We start from the raw sequence: 17668 nt of genomic DNA, 5'->3' as shown, positions 1-17668 counted from the left end.
TGTCCAGAGCGCCAGCCTTCAGCGTAGGCGAATCAGCGCAGCCAGGTCAGGTGCAGGCCGTCGCTGTCGTCCTTGCCCTGCTCCAGGCGCGCATCGAGCACGCCCTGGGCGGTCAGCGCGGTGCGCCAATCGCCAGCGTGCTTGCCGGCCAGTTCGACGCGCACGCCGGTGTCCAGGCGCAGGGTGCGCACCAGCAGGTCGAGCCAGGCGCCGCCGGGTTGCTCCGGCACATGGCTCAGGGTCAGCTCGCCATTGGCCTTGAGCAGGCGCATCAGGGTGGACGGGCTGGGCAGCAATTCGCCAAGGGCGGCGCTGCTGTCCAGCTGTTCGGCGTGCAGGTAGGCGCGGCGGTTGCCGCGGGTGATGGTGTAGACCGCCAGCAGGCTGTTCTCATGGGGCGCGGCGAGGCGCACCAGGAGATAGGCCTGCTGGTCGTCCGGACCAAAGAGCTTGGAATTGCCGAACACCGAATTCGCCAGCAGGTTGCTGGAGCCGCAGTCACGGCTTTCGCACCAGAACAGCGGCGTGGCGTCGGCCTTGAGCAGGTCCTTGCGCGCGGCGGCGAAGGCGCTCTGGCTGGAGTCCTCGTCGGGCAGGCGGTAGGTCACGGCGGTCAGGTTGCCGACGGCGCGCACCTCCCCTTCCATGCGCAGGCGCCCGCTGATGCGGCTGATCGAGCCTTGCGGATAGGTCCGTTCCTGGCTGGCCGCCTGGTTGAAATCGACGATTTCCGAGCGCGGGAAGCGCGGCAGGATGTCCAGGTCGTGGCTGTCGGGCAGGTCGGCGGCGAAGCTGCCGCTGCCGGCGGTGAGCAGGCCGCCCAGCAGCAGGGCGTGCAGCCGACGTGGCATCCGGGGCCTCTGCGCGGCGGCCTGGTAAGTCCCTTTGCAGCACGGGCGCGCGGCGGTCTGGATGTCGAGCATGCACTATCTCCCTGAAACGATCCGTGCAGACTCGCGGCAGGCCCCGGTTTAGTCAAGCCGAACGGCGCTACGGGGTATTTCTCTCAGCCCTGCAGGAACGGCCGGAACACGGCGGCCACCGCCTCGGCGCCAGCCTCGTCGTCCAGGTGCAGGTGGTGCTGGCCGGGCAGTTCATGGACCTCGATGGGGCGATCCTTGAGCAGCTCGCGGGTGGCCGGCTCCACCGCCAGCAGCCCCTGCTGCGCCAGCACCAGGCTGGTCGGGCACTGGATGGCCTGCACGAATTGCCGCGCATGGGCACGGGTCAGGCGCAGCGGCGACGGCAGGGTCAGGCGCGAGTCGCTGCGCCAGGTGTAGCCACCGGGTACCGGCATCAGCCCACGGGAGGCCAGCAGCTCCGCCGCTTCACGGCTGACTGCGCCGACGCCCTTCATGCGCGCCTCCACGGCGCGGTCGATCATCTCGTACACCGGTTTGCGCTTGTTCGGCAGGGCCAGTTGCGCGCGCAGTGCCTCGCCCAGCTTCTGTGGCGAGGTGTCCGCCTCGCCGGTGTAGGGCACCAGGCCGTCGATCAGCGCCAGGCGCTCGATGCGCTCGGGCATGGCGCCGGCCAGCAGCACCGAGACGATGGCGCCCATGGAGTGCCCGAGCAGGGTGAAGCGCTCCCAGCCCATCTGGTCGGCCACCATCAGTACGTCCAGGGCATAGTCCCACAGCAGGTAGCTGGCCCCCGGCGCGCGGTGCGCCGAGAGGCCGTGGCCGGCGAAGTCGAGGGCGAGGATGCGCAGGCCGGGGAGTTTCGGCGCCAGGCGGGCGAAGCTCATGGCGTTATCCAGCCAGCCGTGCAGGGCGATCACCGGGCGGCCGTCTTCCGGACCGAAGAGGTGGGCGGCCAGTTCGATGTGCGGCAGGTTCAGGCGGATTTCCTGGACGTGGGCGGTCATGGCAATTCCTTATTGGCTTGTGCGCTGCTGCCAGCGGGCGAATACGGTCTTGAGCAGCGCGGCGGTGTCCTGCGGGCGCTCCAGCGGGAACATGTGCCCGCCGGGCAGCGACAGGTTCTCGCCCAGCGGAACGCGGCTCACCAGCCGCGCATGATGCGGCAATACCACGCGGCTGTGACGGCCACGCACCATGGTCAGCGGCACCGCCAGCTGCTTCGGCCGGCCGGGGCTGGTGTGCGGGACGTTGCGATAGATGCTGATCTCGGTGGCCGGGTCGAATTTCAGCCGCAGCCCCTGCGCCGTCGATTGCGCCAGCCCGTGACGCACATAGGCTTCCAGGCAGTCGCGGTCGAAACGCTTGAACAGCGGCTTGCCGGCGAAGTACTCCAGGGCCTCGGCGAAATCACTGAAGTCTTCGCGACGGCCCAGTGTGCGCCCGGCCGGCGTGAGGCGGTCGATGAAGCCGAAGCGCTTGGCGACGCGGATCACCAGTTGGTCGGCGAAGGTCAGCAGCGGCGAGTCGAGCATCACCACGCCCCGGTACAGCTCCGGACGGCGCAGCGCGGCGTGGTAATGCAGCACGCCGCCGAGGGAATGACCGACGCCCCAGACCGGCTCATCCATCCCTTCGAGGTGATGCAGCAACTCCTCCACCAGGTTTTCCCAGTTGGCGTTCACCGGGAAGCGCGGGTCGTGGCCGTGCATGTCCAGCCGGTGGACCCGGTAATCCGGCTCCAGGGCGTCGAACAGCTTGCTGTAGGTGCCCGAGGGGAAGCCATTGGCGTGGGCGAAGAAGACCGATTGCGACATGCCGGCGAACTCAGGGAAATGACAGTCTGAATTTTCCGACAGCAACCTGGCAGGGGCAATGACCCGCACCGCCGCGAATGATGGCAGTACGGCCAAAGTCCATGGTGCTCCGGCGGAATTGCCTTGATCCGACCTCGTGCCGGACGCTTTCGGCGGATAACCGCGAACGGTTATGCGCCCTACGATGAGCCCACTGTAGGGCGCATAACGCGGCACGCGTTATCCGCCGCTTTGCCTTCAAACCCAATGCGCCGCGTGATTCACCACGTTGAACAGGATGCCGCTCGCCACCAGCAGGAACACCAGCCCGCACGCGCCATCGATCACCGGCACCGCGCGCAGCAGGCGCTGCTGCCACAGCGGCCGGGTGAGGATCAGGCTGAGCAGGCTGAACCAGGCGAAGCCGGTGCCGAACAGCATCACCGCCACCGCAACCTTGCCGGGCGCCGACATGTCCGCCGGGATCAGGCTGCTGAGCAGCGCGAGGAAGAACACCAGCGCCTTGGGATTGAACAGGTTGGTGGCCATCCCGCGCAGCCAGGGGCCGAGGCGGGATTCAGCCAGTTCGCAGTCGATACGCCCTGCCCCGCCCGGCTTGCGCAGTGCGCGCAGCGCGCCGATGCCGAGCCAGCCGAGATAGGCCGCGCCCACCAGTTGCAGCGCACTGAACAGCAGCGGCGACTGGCTGAGCAGCAGCGACACGCCGGTCAGCACCAGGGTGCCGTGGACCAGGATGCCGCAGGCCAGCCCCAGGGCACTGAGCACGCCGGCGCGGCGGCCCTGGTGCAGGGACGTGCGCACCACCAGCGCGACGTCCGGCCCGGGGCTGACCAGGGCGACGGCGAACACGGCGGTGAGCATGAGCAAGACGTGAACCTCCTGCATGGCGGGATTCTCCAGTGGGAAAGGAAACGGGATTTGGGTGGCGGATCAGCGCTGGCGTAGTCGCGCGGGCGGCAATCCATAGGTGCGGCGGAACAGGCGGCTGAAGTGGGCCTGGTCATAGAACCCCAGGCTCAGGGCAATCTCCGACAACGGCTGGCCCTTGATCACCCGCGGCAATGCACGCTCCAGACGCAGCTGGGTCAGCCACTGGTGCGGCGGCAGCCCGCACTGGTGACGGAAGCGTCGCAGCACCTGCCAAGGGCTGAGGTCGCAGAACACGGCGATCTCATCCAGCGTGGGCGGTGTTTCCAGGCGCGACTCCAGCCATTCGCGGATGCGCGCCCAGGTCACGGCATCGAAGCCCTGCCCCGGCTCGCGGATGCGCAAGCTGGACGCGCGCTCCAACAGTGCGGCCAGCGCCTGCCAGAGCTGGCCTTCCTGGGCCAGACGCTCGCCGCCCAGCAGCAGTGAGTGGGCGTGCTGGAGTTCGGATTGCAGACGCGGGTCGCGCAGTTGCGCGGCAGTCAGGCGCGGCGCACCCTGGCGGCCATCGCTGAAGGCGCGGCAGGCGTCGTCCAGCCAGTGCGGGTCGATGGACAGCACGCGGATGCGATAGCCGTCGTCATTCTCGCTGGCACCGTCGTGGATACTCTCGGGGCTCATCAGCAGGATGTCGCCATGCCCGGCCAGCGAACGCTCACCGCGATGGGTATAGCGCTGGCAGCCGTCCAGCATCAGCCCGACGTGGTAGTCGAGATGAAAGTGCCGGGGAAAGGCGAAACGACGGTACTCGGCGTCGATGAAACGGACGCCGGGCAGGCCGCTGCTGTGATGTTCGATGCGTTCCATGGGCCTACTTTACCGGCGCTGGAACAGTGGGTCTTGGACAAAATTGCGAGCGGCAGGTTGTTCGGCGCCAGCTCCTGGCATTGGGCGAAAACATCGCGGACGGAGTCCGCTCCTACACCGACCCCCGCATCGGCGCGGTTTACCAGAGAGCGTAGGAGCGGACTCCGTCCGCGATTGGCCGAGCCCCGCACAAATCTCGCACGCCCCGCCCTGCCCAGAGCCCTCTCAGACTCAGCGCTCCAGCGGCACGATGGCCATGGTCAACCGCGAAATGCAGCTGGGCTTGCCGTCATCCCCATGCAGGCGGATCTCCCAGACATGGGTCGAGCGGCCGATGTGCACCGCTTTCGCCACCGCCGTTACCCGCCCGCTGCGCAGGCCGCGCAGGTGGTTGGCGTTCACCTCAAGGCCGACGCAGTAGTACTTGCTGTTATCCAGGCACAGATAACTGGCGGTGGAGCCAACGGTCTCCGCCAGCACCACCGAAGCGCCACCATGCAGCAGGCCATAAGGCTGGTGGGTCCGCGAGTCCACCACCATGCTGGCCGTGATCGAATCGTCGTCGAAGGCCTCGAAACGGATGTCGAGCACTTCACCGATGGTGTTCTTCAGGTTCGCGTTGAGTTTTTCCAGATTGGGCTGGTTGCGCCAGATCATTGCATTCCCCCTTGCTCAGTCATGCCACTGCACCGCCTCGCGGCGCTCTGCCCATTCATTGAAGCGCTGGCCGTAAGTGCCTTCCACCACGTTGCGCTTGATCTTCAGCGTCGGGGTGAGGAAGCCGTTGTCCACCGTCCAGACATCGCGGACCAGCACCAGACCGGCCAGGCGCTCATGCTTGTCCAGGGCATTGTTCACCTCTTCCAGCAGCGTTTTCAGGCTCTGCTCCAGCTCGCCACGGGCGCCGTTGGCCGCTTCCTGCCGGCCGATTTCCGACAGCACGCAGAGTCCGAGCGGAGCGATCAGGCCGTCGCCCACCACGCAGATCTGCTCGATGCGCGAGTGCACCGCCAGGCGGTTCTCGATGGGTGCAGGAGCCACGTACTTGCCCTTGGCGGTCTTGAAGATTTCCTTGATCCGCCCGGTCAGGCGCAGGTTGCCCTCGGCATCCTGCTCGCCCTTGTCGCCGGTGCGCAGGAAACCGTCGCGGGTGATGGCCTCGTCGGTACGCTCCGGATCCTTGTAGTAGCCGAGCATGGTCGCGCCGCTGCGCACCTGCACCTCGCCCTCCTCGCTGATGCGCACCTCCACGCCGGGACTGTTGCGGCCAATCCAGCCGGCTCTCTGCTCACCGGGGCGGCAGACGTGGGAATAGCCGCAGTTCTCGGTCATGCCATAGACCTCCAGCACGTTCAGGCCGAGGCGCTTGTACCAGTCGAGCAGCGCGTCGGGCACCGGCGCGGCGCCGCAGAGGGCATAGCGCACGGCATCCAGGCCAAGGCCGGCGAGCACCTTGCGGCCGACCAGGCGCCCGACGATGGGCAGGCGCAGCAGGCGGTCGAGCTTCTGCGCCGGCATCTGCGCGAACACGCCCATCTGGAACTTGGTCCAGATGCGCGGCACGCCGAAGAACACCGTGGGCCGTGCGCGGCGCATGTCAGCGACGAAGGTATCCAGGCTCTCGGCGAAGAAAATCGTCTGCCCGGCGTAGATCGACGCCATTTCCACGAACATGCGCTCGGCCACGTGGCACAGCGGCAGGTAGGACATCAGCCGGTCCTGCTCGCCGACGCCGAACAGCTCGATGGCATGGCTGGCGGCGAAGGCGAAGTTGCCGAAAGTGTGCATCACCCCCTTGGGCATGCCGGTGGTGCCGGAGGTGTAGATGAGGGTCGCCAGGGTGGCGGCGTCCGGGCGCGGATCGTCGCGGATCGGCGACTGCTTCTGGATATCGGCCCACTGGTGATCGAAGTGCCCGGGCGGATGCAGCGGCAGCGCCACGGTCGGCACGCCCGGTGGAACGCCATCGGCCATCGCCGGCCAGTCGTCCAGCTTGCCGACAAAGGCCACCGCCGCCTCGGAGTGGTTCATCACCTGGCGCACGGAGTCGGCGGTAAGGTTGGGATACAGCGGCACGGAGACATGGCCGGCCATCCAGATAGCGATATCGGCGACGACCCAGTGCGCGCAGTTCTTGGAGATGATCGCCACCCGGCTGCCGGCCGGCAGCTCCAGGCTGCGTAGCCAGGCGGCGGCGCGCCGCGCCTGATCACCTACTTCGCCCCAGGTGAGGGTTTCCACCTCGCCACCACCCAGGGGCTGGACGAGGTAAGGCTTGTTCGGGTGACTGGTCTCGCGCTGATAGATCAGCTCGAGCGGTAATCGGACTGCTTTAACCACGTGCCCCTCCTTTGTTGTTCTTTTTCAGAGGTGTAGCTCAGAGGTATAGCGATAGATCAACCAAGCACTTGCTTGGTCGAATATTCCATGCACGGACACGTCAGACAAGATTGATCGTGTGAACTTTTGTAGGGCGTATCCTTCAGACCGAATGCAGCCGCTCTGTCATGGGGCTTTTCGACGAAATATCCGGCGACGATTTGCCCGGCGACAGTACCTGGCGAGAGAAGGCGCACTACCCTTTGGGGAACACCTCGACGGATATTCGTCATGCCGGAAGCCTTCCAGATACCGCCAAGCCAGCTAGACCTGCTGCTGAACCTGCTGATCGCCACGCTCTGCGGCGGCCTGGTCGGCCTCAACCGAGAACTGCACAACCGCCCCGCCGGCTTGCGCACCCATGCCCTCACCGCTCTCGCCGCCGCGCTGGCGGTGGGCGTCATCCTGCAACTGCACCCGACCAGCCCCGACGCCGCCAGCCGGGTAGTCCAGGGCGTGCTGACCGGCATCGGCTTCATTGGCGCCGGGGTCATCGTCCACCACGAACGCCGCTACCGCGTGGAGGGCCTGACCACCGCCGCCACCATCTGGGTGTCCTCCATGATCGGCATCGCCTGCGGCAGCGGCCACGCGCTCACCGCCGCCATCGGGGTGGTCCTGACGCTGCTGATCCTCAGTTTCGGCAGCTGGCTGGAACGCCGCATCGATGCACGCTTCCGCAAGCCGCCGCCCAAGCTGACCGACGAAGATGATCCGCTGAGATGAACAAGGCCCCTTTCGGGGCCTTGTTCTTGGGGCATCACACGCGCTCAGTTGTGCCGCGGATGGTGCAGCGATATCAGTTCCATCAGCCCTGCCACCGGGCATTCGCCCTCCAGCTCGGCCAGCGATGCAGTGCTGAAGGGCACGGCATCGCTGCGGCTGCCGTGAACCAGCAGGCCGGCCAGGGAGCCGATCAGCGGCTGGTGGCTGACCAGCAGCAGGTTGCGCTCGGTGCGGCCGTCAAGGAAGCGCAGGACATCCTTGGGGTCGTCGTCCGGGGTCAGCCAGGGAGCCGTGCCGACGGAACCGTCGAAGCCCAGGGCCTCGCGGATCAGCTCGGCGGTTTCCTGGGCGCGCACGTAGGGGCTGGCAAGGATGCCGTCGATCGGCTGGCCGGCGAGTTGGGCCGCGCTCTTGAGCACTTCCTTGCGGCCGTGGGCGGTCAGGCGCCGCTCCGAGTCGCGGCGGGCCTGGGGTTCGGCCTCGCCGTGGCGCAGCAGCCAGAGCTTCACAGCTTGGGCTCTTCGTCACGCGCCGGATGCTCGGCCGGCGGCACGCTGTGCGGCGGCTCACCCTCGGGGGCGCGGGCCGCCGGCCAGTCGGCGAACGGCCAGGGCTTCTCCTCGGTCTGGAAAGTGCCGAAGCGGCCGATCTGCGCGAAGTACTGGCTGAGGCTGTCGCCAAAGGCCATCAGGCTGCCGCTCGGCGCGCCGTAGATGATGCGGTAGATCAGCTGGACCACCACCACGACGCCGAGCAGGATTTCGGCGACGAACCAGACCAGGGCGAACACCAGCATCCAGACGACTCGCAGGACGAGGGATTCTTTTTCCATACGCTCAGCGGACATGGGGACCTTCCTCAGAAACCGGTAGTGGGAATGAAGTCGACATCGGTCTTCGGCTCGCCGCTCATCAGCGCCCCGATGACCTGCTCCAGCGTGCGGCCGCCGAACAGGATGGCGTTCAGGCCGGCCACCAGCGGCATGTAGACCTGCAGCTCGTCGGCCTTGGCCTTGAGTACCCGCAGGGTATTCACGCCCTCGGCGGTCTCGCCCATGCGCGCCACGGCGTCGTCCAGGCTCAGGCCTTCGCCCAGGGCGAAGCCCACCTGATAGTTACGGCTCTTGGGTGACGAACAGGTGACGATGAGGTCGCCCACCCCGGCCAGGCCGAGGAAGGTCATGGGGTTGGCGCCGAGCTTGACGGCAAAGCGGGTCATCTCCGCCAGGGCGCGGGTGATCAGCATGCCCTTGGTGTTCTCGCCCATGCCCAGTGCCGCAGCCATGCCGGCGATGATGGCGTAGACGTTCTTCAGCGCGCCGCCCAGTTCGACACCGAAGCGGTCACCGCTGGCGTAGACGCGGAAGGTGCGGCCGTGCAGCGCTTCCTGCACCCGCTTGCAGACGTCCTCGTCCTCGCTGGCGACCACGGTGGCGGTCAGCTCGTGCTCGGCGATCTCCCGCGCCAGGTTCGGGCCGGAAATAACCGCGATGCGGGATTTCGGCGCGATTTCCTCGAGGACCTGGCTCATCAGCTTGAAGGTCTGCGCCTCGATGCCCTTGGTCAGGCTGACCAGCATCTTGCCCGCCAGCTCCTCGCTGCGGCCCTCCAGCACCTTGCGCAGCGCGCTGGACGGCACGGCGACGAAGATCATTTCGCACGCGGCCAGGGTCGCCGGCAGGTCGGTGGTCGGCTCTACGCCGGCATGGATACGCACGCCCTTGAGATAGTTCGGGTTCTCGCGCTGGGTGCGGATCGCTTCGGCCTGTTCTTCGTCGCGCATCCACTGGCGAACGCGCTGGCCGTTCTCCGCCAGCAGATTGGCGAACGCGGTACCGAAACTGCCACCGCCGAGGACGGCGATCGGTTGCTGCTCAGTCATGTCTGTTCCATTACGGGCCGCCTTGTGGCGGCGATTGAGGCATTATAAGGCCCCGTCGCGCAGCGACCAGTCCGGATCGCAGGACTGGCAAACAACGGCGCCTCGTTTACCATCCGTTCATTGAAGAAAAAATCGAGAACAAGGCCGTTCCGTGCAGCTTTCCTCCCGCGCTCCCCTGCCGCTGTCCCTGCTTGCCGCCTTGCTGGCGGGCCAGGCAGTCGCCGGCGATCTCTTCGTCGATCGCGTGGAAGTGCCGGACGTACTCACCGCCAGCCGCCTGAAGCAGTCGCCCGCCGAGGTGCCGGGCAGCATGACGGTGCTCGACCGCGACCTGATCCACGCCACCGGCGCCCGCGACATCCCCGAGCTGATGCGCCTGGTGCCGGGCATGATGGTCGGCTACCTGTCGGGCAACCAGGCCACGGTGAACTACCACGGCACCAACGTCACCGAGGCGCGCCGCCTTCAGGTGCTGGTGGATGGCCGCTCGGTGTACCGCCCAGGCCTGGCCACGGTGGACTGGAGCGACATTCCGGTGGCCATCGAGGATATCGACCGCATCGAGGTGTTCCGCGGGCCGAACGCCGTGAGCTACGGCGCCAACGCGCTGATGGGCGTGATCAACATCCTCACCCGCCACCCCGCCGACAGCCAGGGCACGCGCCTGAAGTACACCGCCGGGCAGAACGGCATCCGCGACTGGTACGCGAGCCAGGGGCTGCGCGGCGAGGCCAGCGACTATCGCCTGTCGCTCTCCGGCCAGGCGGACGACGGCTTCGACCACGACCAGTTCGACCGCGACTACCGCGACGGCCGCCGCCTGTCCCGCTTCAACCTGGTGGCCAACCACAGCCTCGACCTGCGCAACAGCCTGGACTGGCAGATCGCCGCGAAGGAAGGCAGCAACCAGCGCCCGTACAACTACCGCCCGGTGTTCGACGACATTCCCGCCGGCGACAGCGACTCCGACCTGACCGCTCGCGACTACGCCGGCTCCCTGCGCTGGACCTTCGACGCCAACCCGCAGCACAGCCTCTACGTCCAGGGCTACGCCGAGCATTGGGAGCGCCTGCAGGACTTCCGCGCCTGCGAAGCGCAGATCGTGTTCAGCCCGCAACTGGCGCAGCTCTGGGCACTCAACCCGAAGTACGTGAACAAGCTGGGCGACGCGTTGCCGAGCATCCCCAAGGGCACCGCCCAGGAACAGGCCCTGGCCAGGCAGGTGCTGCAGCAGATCGTCGGCGGGGCCGGCGCGCCAGCCTGCGGCTGGGTGAACCAGAACATCCGGGAAACCCGCTACGACCTCGAAATGCAGGACACCCTGAGCGTGACCGACAGCCTGCGGCTGGTTTCCGGCATGAGCTATCGCCACGACCAGGCGGTCTCTGAGACCTACTTCAACGGTACGGTGAACAATGAAATCTGGCGGCTGTTCAGCCAGCTGGAATGGCACCTGACGCCCCACTGGCTGCTGCAGGGTGGCGCCATGCTGGAAGACGACCAGACCTCCGGCAGCTCGGTCAGCCCGCGCATCGCCCTGAACTACCTGATCACGCCGCGACACAGCCTGCGGGCGGTGTACTCCGAAGCCGTGCGCTCGCCCGACATGTACGAGAACGACGTGAACTGGAGCTACCGCGCGCGTAACCTCACGCCGAACCCCTACGGCCAGAACACGGCCTACTATTTCGCCCGCGCCCACGGGCCGGGGGACCTGGATCAGGAGCGCATGCGCTCGCGGGAAGTCGGCTACAACGGCCAGTTCGACGAGATCGGCCTGGCGCTGGACGTGAAGGCGTACCACGACGAAATCCACGGTCTGATCAGCGATCCGCTGAAACTGACCGACTTCGAGCCCAGCAACGACAACGATATCCGCTTCAACGGCGCCGAGACCCAGCTGGACTGGCGCGTCGGCCTGCGGGATCGACTGCGCTTCACCTACGCCTATGTCGACTACGAGGCCAGCAGCCGCTACGACCAGCGTCTCACCGCCCGCAACAGCGGCTCGGCGGGCTGGATGCGCGACTGGGGACGTGGCTGGTCGAGCGCAGTGTTCTATTACGGCGACGACGCGCTGAACGAACATCGCTTCGAGCGCGTGGACCTGCGCGTGGCCAAGCGTATTCCTCTGGGCAAGGCCGCACTGGAACTGGCGGGAGTGCTGCAGCAACGCCTGGACGACGAGCCGCTGACCTGGCCGGAAAACCGCTACGACGACCGCCACCTGCTGTATTTCAGCGCCGAGGTGGATTTCTAGCATGGCGGCCCGCCGCTCAGGGATGAGCCTCGGAAACCGGCTCAGGATCTGGCTGCTGGGCCTGGTCTGCCTGCTGGCCTTGCCTGCGCAGGCCCGCGAACTGCTGCTGGTCAGCAGCGACCAGAGCGCCGCCGTGCAGGCGTTCAGCCAGGCGCTCGCCGAACGACGCCCGAAGGACCAGATTCGCCTGGAATCACCTGACGAGCTCCCCCCAGCCTCGACGCTCTCCCCCGAGCCCCATCTGTTGCTGCTGGGGACCGCCGCGCTGAACTGGCGCCTCGCCAGCGAACAGGGCCCGCCCGCGCTGACGCTGCTGGTCAGCCGCGTGGAAGCACAGCAATTGCTCGACGGCCGCCACCGCGAGGGCATCAGCCTGCTCTGGAGCGATCCGCCTCCCGCCCGGCAACTGCAACTGGCCCTGCAACTGCACCCCAGGCCACAGCGCATCGGCGTGCTCTTCAGCCCCGCCAGCAAGTTCCTGCTCAACGAATTGTCGGAACAGGCCCGGCAGGTCGGCGTCGAGCTGGTCACCCAATTGCAGGAGCGCAGCGACGATCCCCGCCCGTTGCGTGAACTGCTCGACAGCAGTGACCTGCTGCTCGGGCTGGACGACAAACTGCTCTACAACCCGCGTACCGTCAAAGGCATCCTGCTCAGCGCCTATGCCGAGAATCACGCCCTGATCGGCCCCACCGTGGCCTTCGTCAGGGCCGGCAGCCTGGCCAGCACCTACAGCGACCAGAGCGACTGGCTGGACACGCTGGACCCGCTGCTCGACCAGCCGCCGTCGCAATGGCCCCCGAGCCTCTACCCTGAACGATTCAAGGTGCAGAGCAACCGCCAGGTGGCGCGTTCGCTGAGCATCGAGCTGCCGGACGACGCCACGCTCGCACATCGTCTCGCCGAAGGAGAATCCCCATGAGCGCCCGCAAGAGCTGGAATATCCAGACGCGCATGCTGGCCATCAGCCTCGGTCCGGCGCTGCTGCTGACACTGCTGCTCACCGGCTATTTCACCTACTCGCGCCTGCAGGACCTGCGGCAGGAGTCCAACCACACCGGCCAGTTGATCGCCAACCAGTTGGCGCCGGCCGCCGAATACGGCGTCATCTCCGGCAACCTGCCGGTGCTGCAGAGCCTGCTGCGGGCCACCCTCGGCACGGCCCACGTGCGCTTCATCGAAGTGCGCGACCGCGGCGACAACATCCTGGTCTACGTCGAACATCCCGCCGATCCGGCGCAGACCAGCACCAAGGTGGAAATCTTCCACGCGGCGATCCAGCGCGAAAACATCCAGCTCAATGGCGGCAACCTGGACGTCGCCCTCGATGCCAGCGCCGCCACGACCTCTAGCAACGATTACCTCGGCCGGGTAGTGGTCGGGATGGCCAGCGATGCCTTCAGCGAACGGCAGCAGGAAATCCTCTTCAAGGCCAGTCTCCTGGCGCTCTTCGCCCTGGTGCTGACCTACCTGCTGGCCCGGCGCCTGGCGCAGCGCCTGGCCGCGCCGATCAGCACCATGGGGCGCGCGGTGCAGGCAATCCAGAGCGGCGACTACCACACCGCCCTGCCGGTACCCGACGACGGCGAAGTCGGCGACCTCGCCCGGCACATCAACAACCTCGCCCGCGGCCTGCAACAGGCCGCCCTGGAGCAGGAGCGCAGCATCGCCCAGCTGGTGGCCGCGCGTGAGGAGGCCGAAGAGGCGAACCGCGCCAAGTCCGACTTCCTGGCGATGATGAGCCACGAACTGCGCACGCCGATGAATGGCGTGCTGGGCATGCTGCAGCTGCTGGAAACCACCGAGCTGAACCAGGAGCAGGCCGAGTACAGCGCGCTGGCGACCGAGTCCACCGAGCACCTGCTCAAGGTGATCAACGACATCCTCGACTTCTCCCGCATCGAGCGCGGTGCGCTGGAGCTGGAGCGCATCCCGTTCAACCTGCTGGAGCTGATCCAGAGCTCCGTGCAGGTCTTCCAGCACAGCGCCCACCAGCGCGGCCTGGAGCTGGAACTGGCGGTACAGGACGGGCTGAATATGCTCGAAGTTCAGGGCGATCCGACGCGCATCCGGCAAATCCTGGTGAACCTGCTGGGCAATGCCCTGAAATTCACCGAGGAAGGCGGTGTGCGGCTGGAAGCCACCTGGCAGGCGCTGGACGAAGAAGTCCTGTGGCTCAGCTGCTCGGTGCAGGACAGCGGCATCGGCATCTCCCGCGAGCGCCTTGAGCACATGTTCGATGCCTTCCAGCAGGCCGACTCCTCCACCTCGCGCCGCTACGGCGGCACCGGCCTGGGCCTGACCATCGCCCGGACCCTGGCCGAACGCATGGGCGGCACCCTCAGCGCCACCAGCGAGGAAGGCTGCGGTTCGACCTTCACCCTGGAGATCCCCCTGCCCTTCCGCGAACGCCTGGCGATCACCGAGGAAAGCGCAGTAGGCATCGATATGCTTGCCGCTGGTCAGTCCGTTCTGCTGGTCGAGGACAACCCGGTGAATCAAACGGTCATAGAAGCTATGTTGCGCAGCCTGGGTTATCGCGTCACGCTGGTGGGCGATGGCGTTCAGGCGGTCCGCACCTCCGAGCGTGGCGAATTCGCGGTGATCCTGATGGATTGCCGACTCCCGGTACTCAACGGCTACGAGGCCACCCGGCAGATCCGCTCAAGACCCGGCGGCGAACAGGTGCCGATCATCGCCCTGACCGCCAACGCCCTGCAGGGCGACCGGGAAATCTGCCTGGAAGCCGGGATGAACGACTACCTGGCCAAGCCGTTCAAAAGGGCCGAATTGCAACGGATATTGCAGCGCTGGGTTGCTCCAGGCCGTTGATCCGCGCGCGAGCTTGCACCACACTGCGGACCGGCCACGGGCATCTGCCCCTGACAAAAAACCGGCGCCGACGAAAAGTGAACAAGCGTTCGCCGGAAGCTGTGACTTTCACCTTAAGGCAATAGTCTATGACTAGGCTGCCGCGTGAGACCGTGACAATAAAAACGGAACGCGGCGCCGCAGGCAGAAGCCAACACCGCCTGCCATCCAAGATTTTTGAGGAGCTCGCATGACCAAACAACACGCCTTCACCCGAGAAGACCTGCTGCGTTGCAGCCGCGGCGAGCTCTTCGGCCCGGGTAATGCGCAACTGCCCGCCCCCAACATGCTGATGATCGACCGCATCACCCACATCAGCGAAACCGGCGGCAAGTATGGCAAGGGCGAACTGGTCGCCGAGCTGGATATCAACCCCGACCTGTGGTTCTTCGCCTGCCACTTCGAAGGCGACCCCGTCATGCCGGGCTGCCTGGGCCTCGACGCCATGTGGCAGCTGGTCGGCTTCTACCTCGGCTGGCAAGGCAACCCCGGCCGCGGCCGCGCCCTGGGTTCGGGCGAAGTGAAGTTCTTCGGCCAGGTCCTGCCGACCGCCAAGAAAGTCACCTACAACATCCACATCAAGCGTACGATCAATCGATCGCTCGTTCTGGCCATCGCCGACGGCAGCGTCAGCGTCGATGGCCGCGAAATCTACAGCGCCGAAGGCCTCCGCGTCGGCCTGTTCACTTCCACTGACAGCTTCTAAGGGTATCCGCATGCGTCGCGTCGTGATCACCGGTCTGGGCATCGTTTCCTGCCTGGGCAATGACAAAGACACCGTCTCCGCCAACCTGCGTGCAGGCCGTGCTGGCATCCGCCACAACCCCAGCTACGCCGAGATGGGCCTGCGCAGCCACGTTTCCGGTTCGGTCAACCTGAACCTGGAAGAGCTGATCGACCGCAAGGTCTTCCGCTTCATGGGCGACGCCGCCGCCTACGCCTACCTGGCGATGGAACAGGCAATCAAGGACTCCGGCCTCACCCCCGAGCAGATCTCCAACCCGCGCACCGGCCTGATCGCCGGTTCCGGTGGCGCTTCCACCCTGAACCAGATGGAAGCCATCGACACCCTGCGCGAGAAGGGCGTCAAGCGCATCGGCCCATACCGCGTCACCCGCACCATGGGCAGCACCGTCTCCGCGTGCCTGGCCACTCCCTTCCAGATCAAGGGCGTGAACTACTCCATCTCCTCGGCCTGCGCCACCAGCGCGCATTGCATCGGCCAGGCCATGGAACAGATCCAGCTGGGCAAGCAGGACGTCGTCTTCGCGGGCGGCGGTGAGGAAGAACACTGGAGCCAGAGCTGCCTGTTCGACGCCATGGGCGCCCTCTCCACCCAGTACAACGAGACCCCGGAAAAGGCCTCCCGCGCCTACGACGCCAAGCGTGACGGTTTCGTCATCGCCGGCGGCGGCGGCATGGTCGTGGTCGAAGAACTGGAACACGCCCTGAAGCGTGGCGCCAAGATCTACGCCGAAATCGTCGGCTACGGCGCCACCTCCGATGGCTACGACATGGTAGCCCCGAGCGGCGAAGGCGCCATCCGCTGCATGCAGCAGGCCCTGTCCACCGTGGACACCCCGATCGACTACCTGAACACCCACGGCACCTCCACCCCGGTCGGCGACGTCGCCGAAATCCGTGGCGTGCGTGCAGTGTTCGGCGACAAGGCCCCGGCCATCAGCTCCACCAAGAGCCTGTCCGGCCACTCCCTGGGCGCCGCCGGCGTTCACGAGGCCATCTACTGCCTGCTGATGATGGAAGGCAACTTCATCGCCGGTTCCGCGAACATCGACGAACTGGACCCGGAAGTCGCCGACCTGCCGATCCTGCGCGAGACCCGCGAGAACGCGAAGATCGACACCGTCATGAGCAACAGCTTCGGCTTCGGCGGCACCAACGCCACCCTGGTCCTGAAACGCCACAACGGCTGATCGGTGATCCAAACAAGAAAGGCGCCCCAGGGCGCCTTTTTTGTTGTCTGCAGTTCCTGGCCACCTGCCCTTCAGCTTTGCCTCGCATCCCCAATCAGGTCAGGATTAGGCAAGCTGAAAACAGGGAGCATGCAGATGAAGCTGATGATTCGAAAGGCCCGCAGCGAAGATGCTGCAGCCATCAGCCAGCTGATTGTGATGACCGTCAGGGAGAGCAATAGCCAGGACTACCCAGCGAGCGTCATCGAGTCAGTAGCGGCGAACTTCTCGCCCGAACGTTTGATCGAGCTGCTGGAGCAGCGTCTGGTCTTCGTCGCTCTGCTGGGCGACGAGATCGTCGGTACAGGCGCCCTGGACTGCAACGTCGTGCGCAGCCTCTTCATAGCCCCACGGCAGCAGCACAAAGGCATCGGCCAGGCTCTGATGAGCATAATCGAAGAAACCGCACTGGAGCGTGGCGTGGAGGCCTTGCTGCTCCCCTCCTCCCTCACCGCCCAAGCCTTCTACGCCCGCCAGGGCTACAGCGTCGTACGCGAACAGCTCCACGGAGAAGAGCGCACAATCATCATGACCAAGTCACTCAAGCTCTTGTAGGAGCGAGCTTGCTCGCGAACAGCGTCGCTCCGCCATGACCGCTTAAAGCTCTCGTAGGAGCAACTGTCTTTTTTGGGCTCCCGCGTTCGCGGGAGTGACGGAAGTTGGATTCGCGCTCCTCAGCGTCATCCCCGCGAACGCGGGGACCCAGAAAACAACGTAGCGGACCTTATTCGCGAAAGCCTTGCACACGGCGCACGCCAAGATCTCCGGTTGCCACCAATGCCAGTGCAACAGCTTTTTTGCTCCCCAAAAAACAAAACCCCCGACCAGCTCTCGCTGATCAGGGGCTTTGGGATTAGAAGCTTGACGATGACCTACTCTCACATGGGGAAACCCCACACTACCATCGGCGATGCATCGTTTCACTGCTGAGTTCGGGATGGGATCAGGTGGTTCCAATGCTCTATGGTCGTCAAGCAATTCGGTTGGATGCTCGCCTGGGCGTTCATCCGAATTCGGTATGCTTTCACTAATAAGCAAAACCCCCGGCCAGCGATGCTGACCAGGGGCTTTGGGATAGGCGCTTGACGATGACCTACTCTCACATGGGGAAACCCCACACTACCATCGGCGATGCGTCGTTTCACTGCTGAGTTCGGGATGGGATCA

17 protein-coding genes and 2 rRNA genes are annotated in these 17668 nt (G+C 65.9%); 7 read left to right on the top strand and 12 right to left on the bottom strand.

All coding sequences use genetic code 11. From position 1 onward, the window contains the following. Nucleotides 1-32: 32 nt before the first annotated feature. The 7 genes from J5M67_RS25660 to J5M67_RS25630 form a co-directional block, all read right to left on the bottom strand. Nucleotides 33-923, bottom strand: a complete 891-nt coding sequence (locus J5M67_RS25660; protein WP_243434886.1) for a DUF4892 domain-containing protein — start codon at nucleotides 921-923, stop codon at nucleotides 33-35. An 83-nt stretch (nucleotides 924-1006) separates the two neighbouring features. Then, entirely contained in the window at nucleotides 1007-1867 is an 861-nt protein-coding gene (locus J5M67_RS25655) for an alpha/beta fold hydrolase (protein ID WP_207888240.1), read from the bottom strand. Nucleotides 1868-1876: 9 nt separating this feature from the next. Further along, nucleotides 1877-2677: an alpha/beta fold hydrolase gene (locus J5M67_RS25650; RefSeq protein ID WP_207888239.1), complete on the bottom strand. Its 801-nt coding sequence runs from the start codon at nucleotides 2675-2677 to the stop codon at nucleotides 1877-1879. A 237-nt stretch (nucleotides 2678-2914) separates the two neighbouring features. Beyond that, complete coding sequence (locus J5M67_RS25645; RefSeq protein WP_207888238.1) at nucleotides 2915-3562, bottom strand: LysE family translocator; 648 nt, start codon at nucleotides 3560-3562, stop codon at nucleotides 2915-2917. Nucleotides 3563-3607: 45 nt separating this feature from the next. Then, nucleotides 3608-4411 carry an AraC family transcriptional regulator gene (locus J5M67_RS25640; protein ID WP_207888237.1) on the bottom strand — a complete coding sequence of 268 codons (804 nt, stop codon included), beginning with the start codon at nucleotides 4409-4411 and terminating at the stop codon, nucleotides 3608-3610. A 231-nt stretch (nucleotides 4412-4642) separates the two neighbouring features. Next, the gene (locus J5M67_RS25635; RefSeq protein ID WP_207888236.1) at nucleotides 4643-5068 is read right to left on the bottom strand and encodes a hotdog fold thioesterase; all 426 of its coding nucleotides are present in this window, start codon (nucleotides 5066-5068) and stop codon (nucleotides 4643-4645) included. Nucleotides 5069-5083: 15 nt separating this feature from the next. Continuing rightward, nucleotides 5084-6751: an AMP-binding protein gene (locus tag J5M67_RS25630; protein ID WP_207888235.1), complete on the bottom strand. Its 1668-nt coding sequence runs from the start codon at nucleotides 6749-6751 to the stop codon at nucleotides 5084-5086. Nucleotides 6752-7021: 270 nt separating this feature from the next. Here J5M67_RS25630 and J5M67_RS25625 point away from each other — a divergent pair, with 270 nt between their 5' ends. Continuing rightward, on the top strand, nucleotides 7022-7516 hold the full coding sequence (locus J5M67_RS25625) for an MgtC/SapB family protein (protein ID WP_207888234.1): 495 nt from the start codon (nucleotides 7022-7024) through the stop codon (nucleotides 7514-7516). 44 nt (nucleotides 7517-7560) lie between these two features. On the opposite strand, the gene sixA is transcribed toward J5M67_RS25625, so the two are convergent. Genes sixA through J5M67_RS25610 form a run of 3 tightly spaced genes read right to left on the bottom strand, consistent with a single transcriptional unit; the run spans nucleotide 7561 to nucleotide 9397 of the window. Continuing rightward, nucleotides 7561-8025, bottom strand: a complete 465-nt coding sequence (gene sixA, locus J5M67_RS25620; RefSeq protein WP_207888233.1) for a phosphohistidine phosphatase SixA — start codon at nucleotides 8023-8025, stop codon at nucleotides 7561-7563. Beyond that, on the bottom strand, nucleotides 8022-8363 hold the full coding sequence (locus J5M67_RS25615; RefSeq protein WP_207888232.1) for a DUF4389 domain-containing protein: 342 nt from the start codon (nucleotides 8361-8363) through the stop codon (nucleotides 8022-8024). The genes sixA and J5M67_RS25615 overlap by 4 nt, the downstream gene beginning before the upstream one ends. Nucleotides 8364-8374: 11 nt before the next feature. Then, on the bottom strand, nucleotides 8375-9397 hold the full coding sequence (locus J5M67_RS25610; RefSeq protein ID WP_207888231.1) for an NAD(P)H-dependent glycerol-3-phosphate dehydrogenase: 1023 nt from the start codon (nucleotides 9395-9397) through the stop codon (nucleotides 8375-8377). Between the two features lie 151 nt (nucleotides 9398-9548). Here J5M67_RS25610 and J5M67_RS25605 point away from each other — a divergent pair, with 151 nt between their 5' ends. From J5M67_RS25605 to J5M67_RS25580, 6 genes are all read left to right on the top strand, one after another. Further along, nucleotides 9549-11657: a TonB-dependent receptor gene (locus tag J5M67_RS25605; RefSeq protein WP_207888230.1), complete on the top strand. Its 2109-nt coding sequence runs from the start codon at nucleotides 9549-9551 to the stop codon at nucleotides 11655-11657. 22 nt (nucleotides 11658-11679) lie between these two features. Continuing rightward, nucleotides 11680-12579, top strand: a complete 900-nt coding sequence (locus J5M67_RS25600) for an ABC transporter substrate-binding protein (protein WP_207888229.1) — start codon at nucleotides 11680-11682, stop codon at nucleotides 12577-12579. Beyond that, complete coding sequence (locus J5M67_RS25595) at nucleotides 12576-14489, top strand: ATP-binding protein (RefSeq protein WP_207888228.1); 1914 nt, start codon at nucleotides 12576-12578, stop codon at nucleotides 14487-14489. The genes J5M67_RS25600 and J5M67_RS25595 overlap by 4 nt, the downstream gene beginning before the upstream one ends. A gap of 229 nt (nucleotides 14490-14718) precedes the next feature. Then, nucleotides 14719-15234, top strand: coding sequence for a 3-hydroxyacyl-[acyl-carrier-protein] dehydratase FabA (fabA, locus tag J5M67_RS25590; RefSeq protein WP_207888227.1), 516 nt, complete (start codon nucleotides 14719-14721; stop codon nucleotides 15232-15234). Nucleotides 15235-15244: 10 nt separating this feature from the next. Further along, a complete protein-coding gene (fabB, locus tag J5M67_RS25585) occupies nucleotides 15245-16462 on the top strand; it encodes a beta-ketoacyl-ACP synthase I (protein ID WP_207888226.1) in 1218 nt (405 codons plus the stop codon). Between the two features lie 135 nt (nucleotides 16463-16597). Then, nucleotides 16598-17056, top strand: coding sequence for a GNAT family N-acetyltransferase (locus tag J5M67_RS25580; protein ID WP_207888225.1), 459 nt, complete (start codon nucleotides 16598-16600; stop codon nucleotides 17054-17056). A gap of 304 nt (nucleotides 17057-17360) precedes the next feature. On the opposite strand, the gene rrf (J5M67_RS25575) is transcribed toward J5M67_RS25580, so the two are convergent. Next, a 5S ribosomal RNA gene (gene rrf, locus J5M67_RS25575) occupies nucleotides 17361-17476 on the bottom strand. Nucleotides 17477-17581: 105 nt separating this feature from the next. Next, a 5S ribosomal RNA gene (gene rrf, locus J5M67_RS25570) occupies nucleotides 17582-17668 on the bottom strand; the annotation flags it as partial.

The sequence above is a fragment of the Pseudomonas sp. 30_B genome, assembly GCF_017491605.1.
GTDB lineage: Bacteria > Pseudomonadota > Gammaproteobacteria > Pseudomonadales > Pseudomonadaceae > Pseudomonas.
The sequence above is the reverse complement of the archived record's forward strand: the minus strand, read 5'-3'. Positions and strand labels throughout refer to the sequence as shown.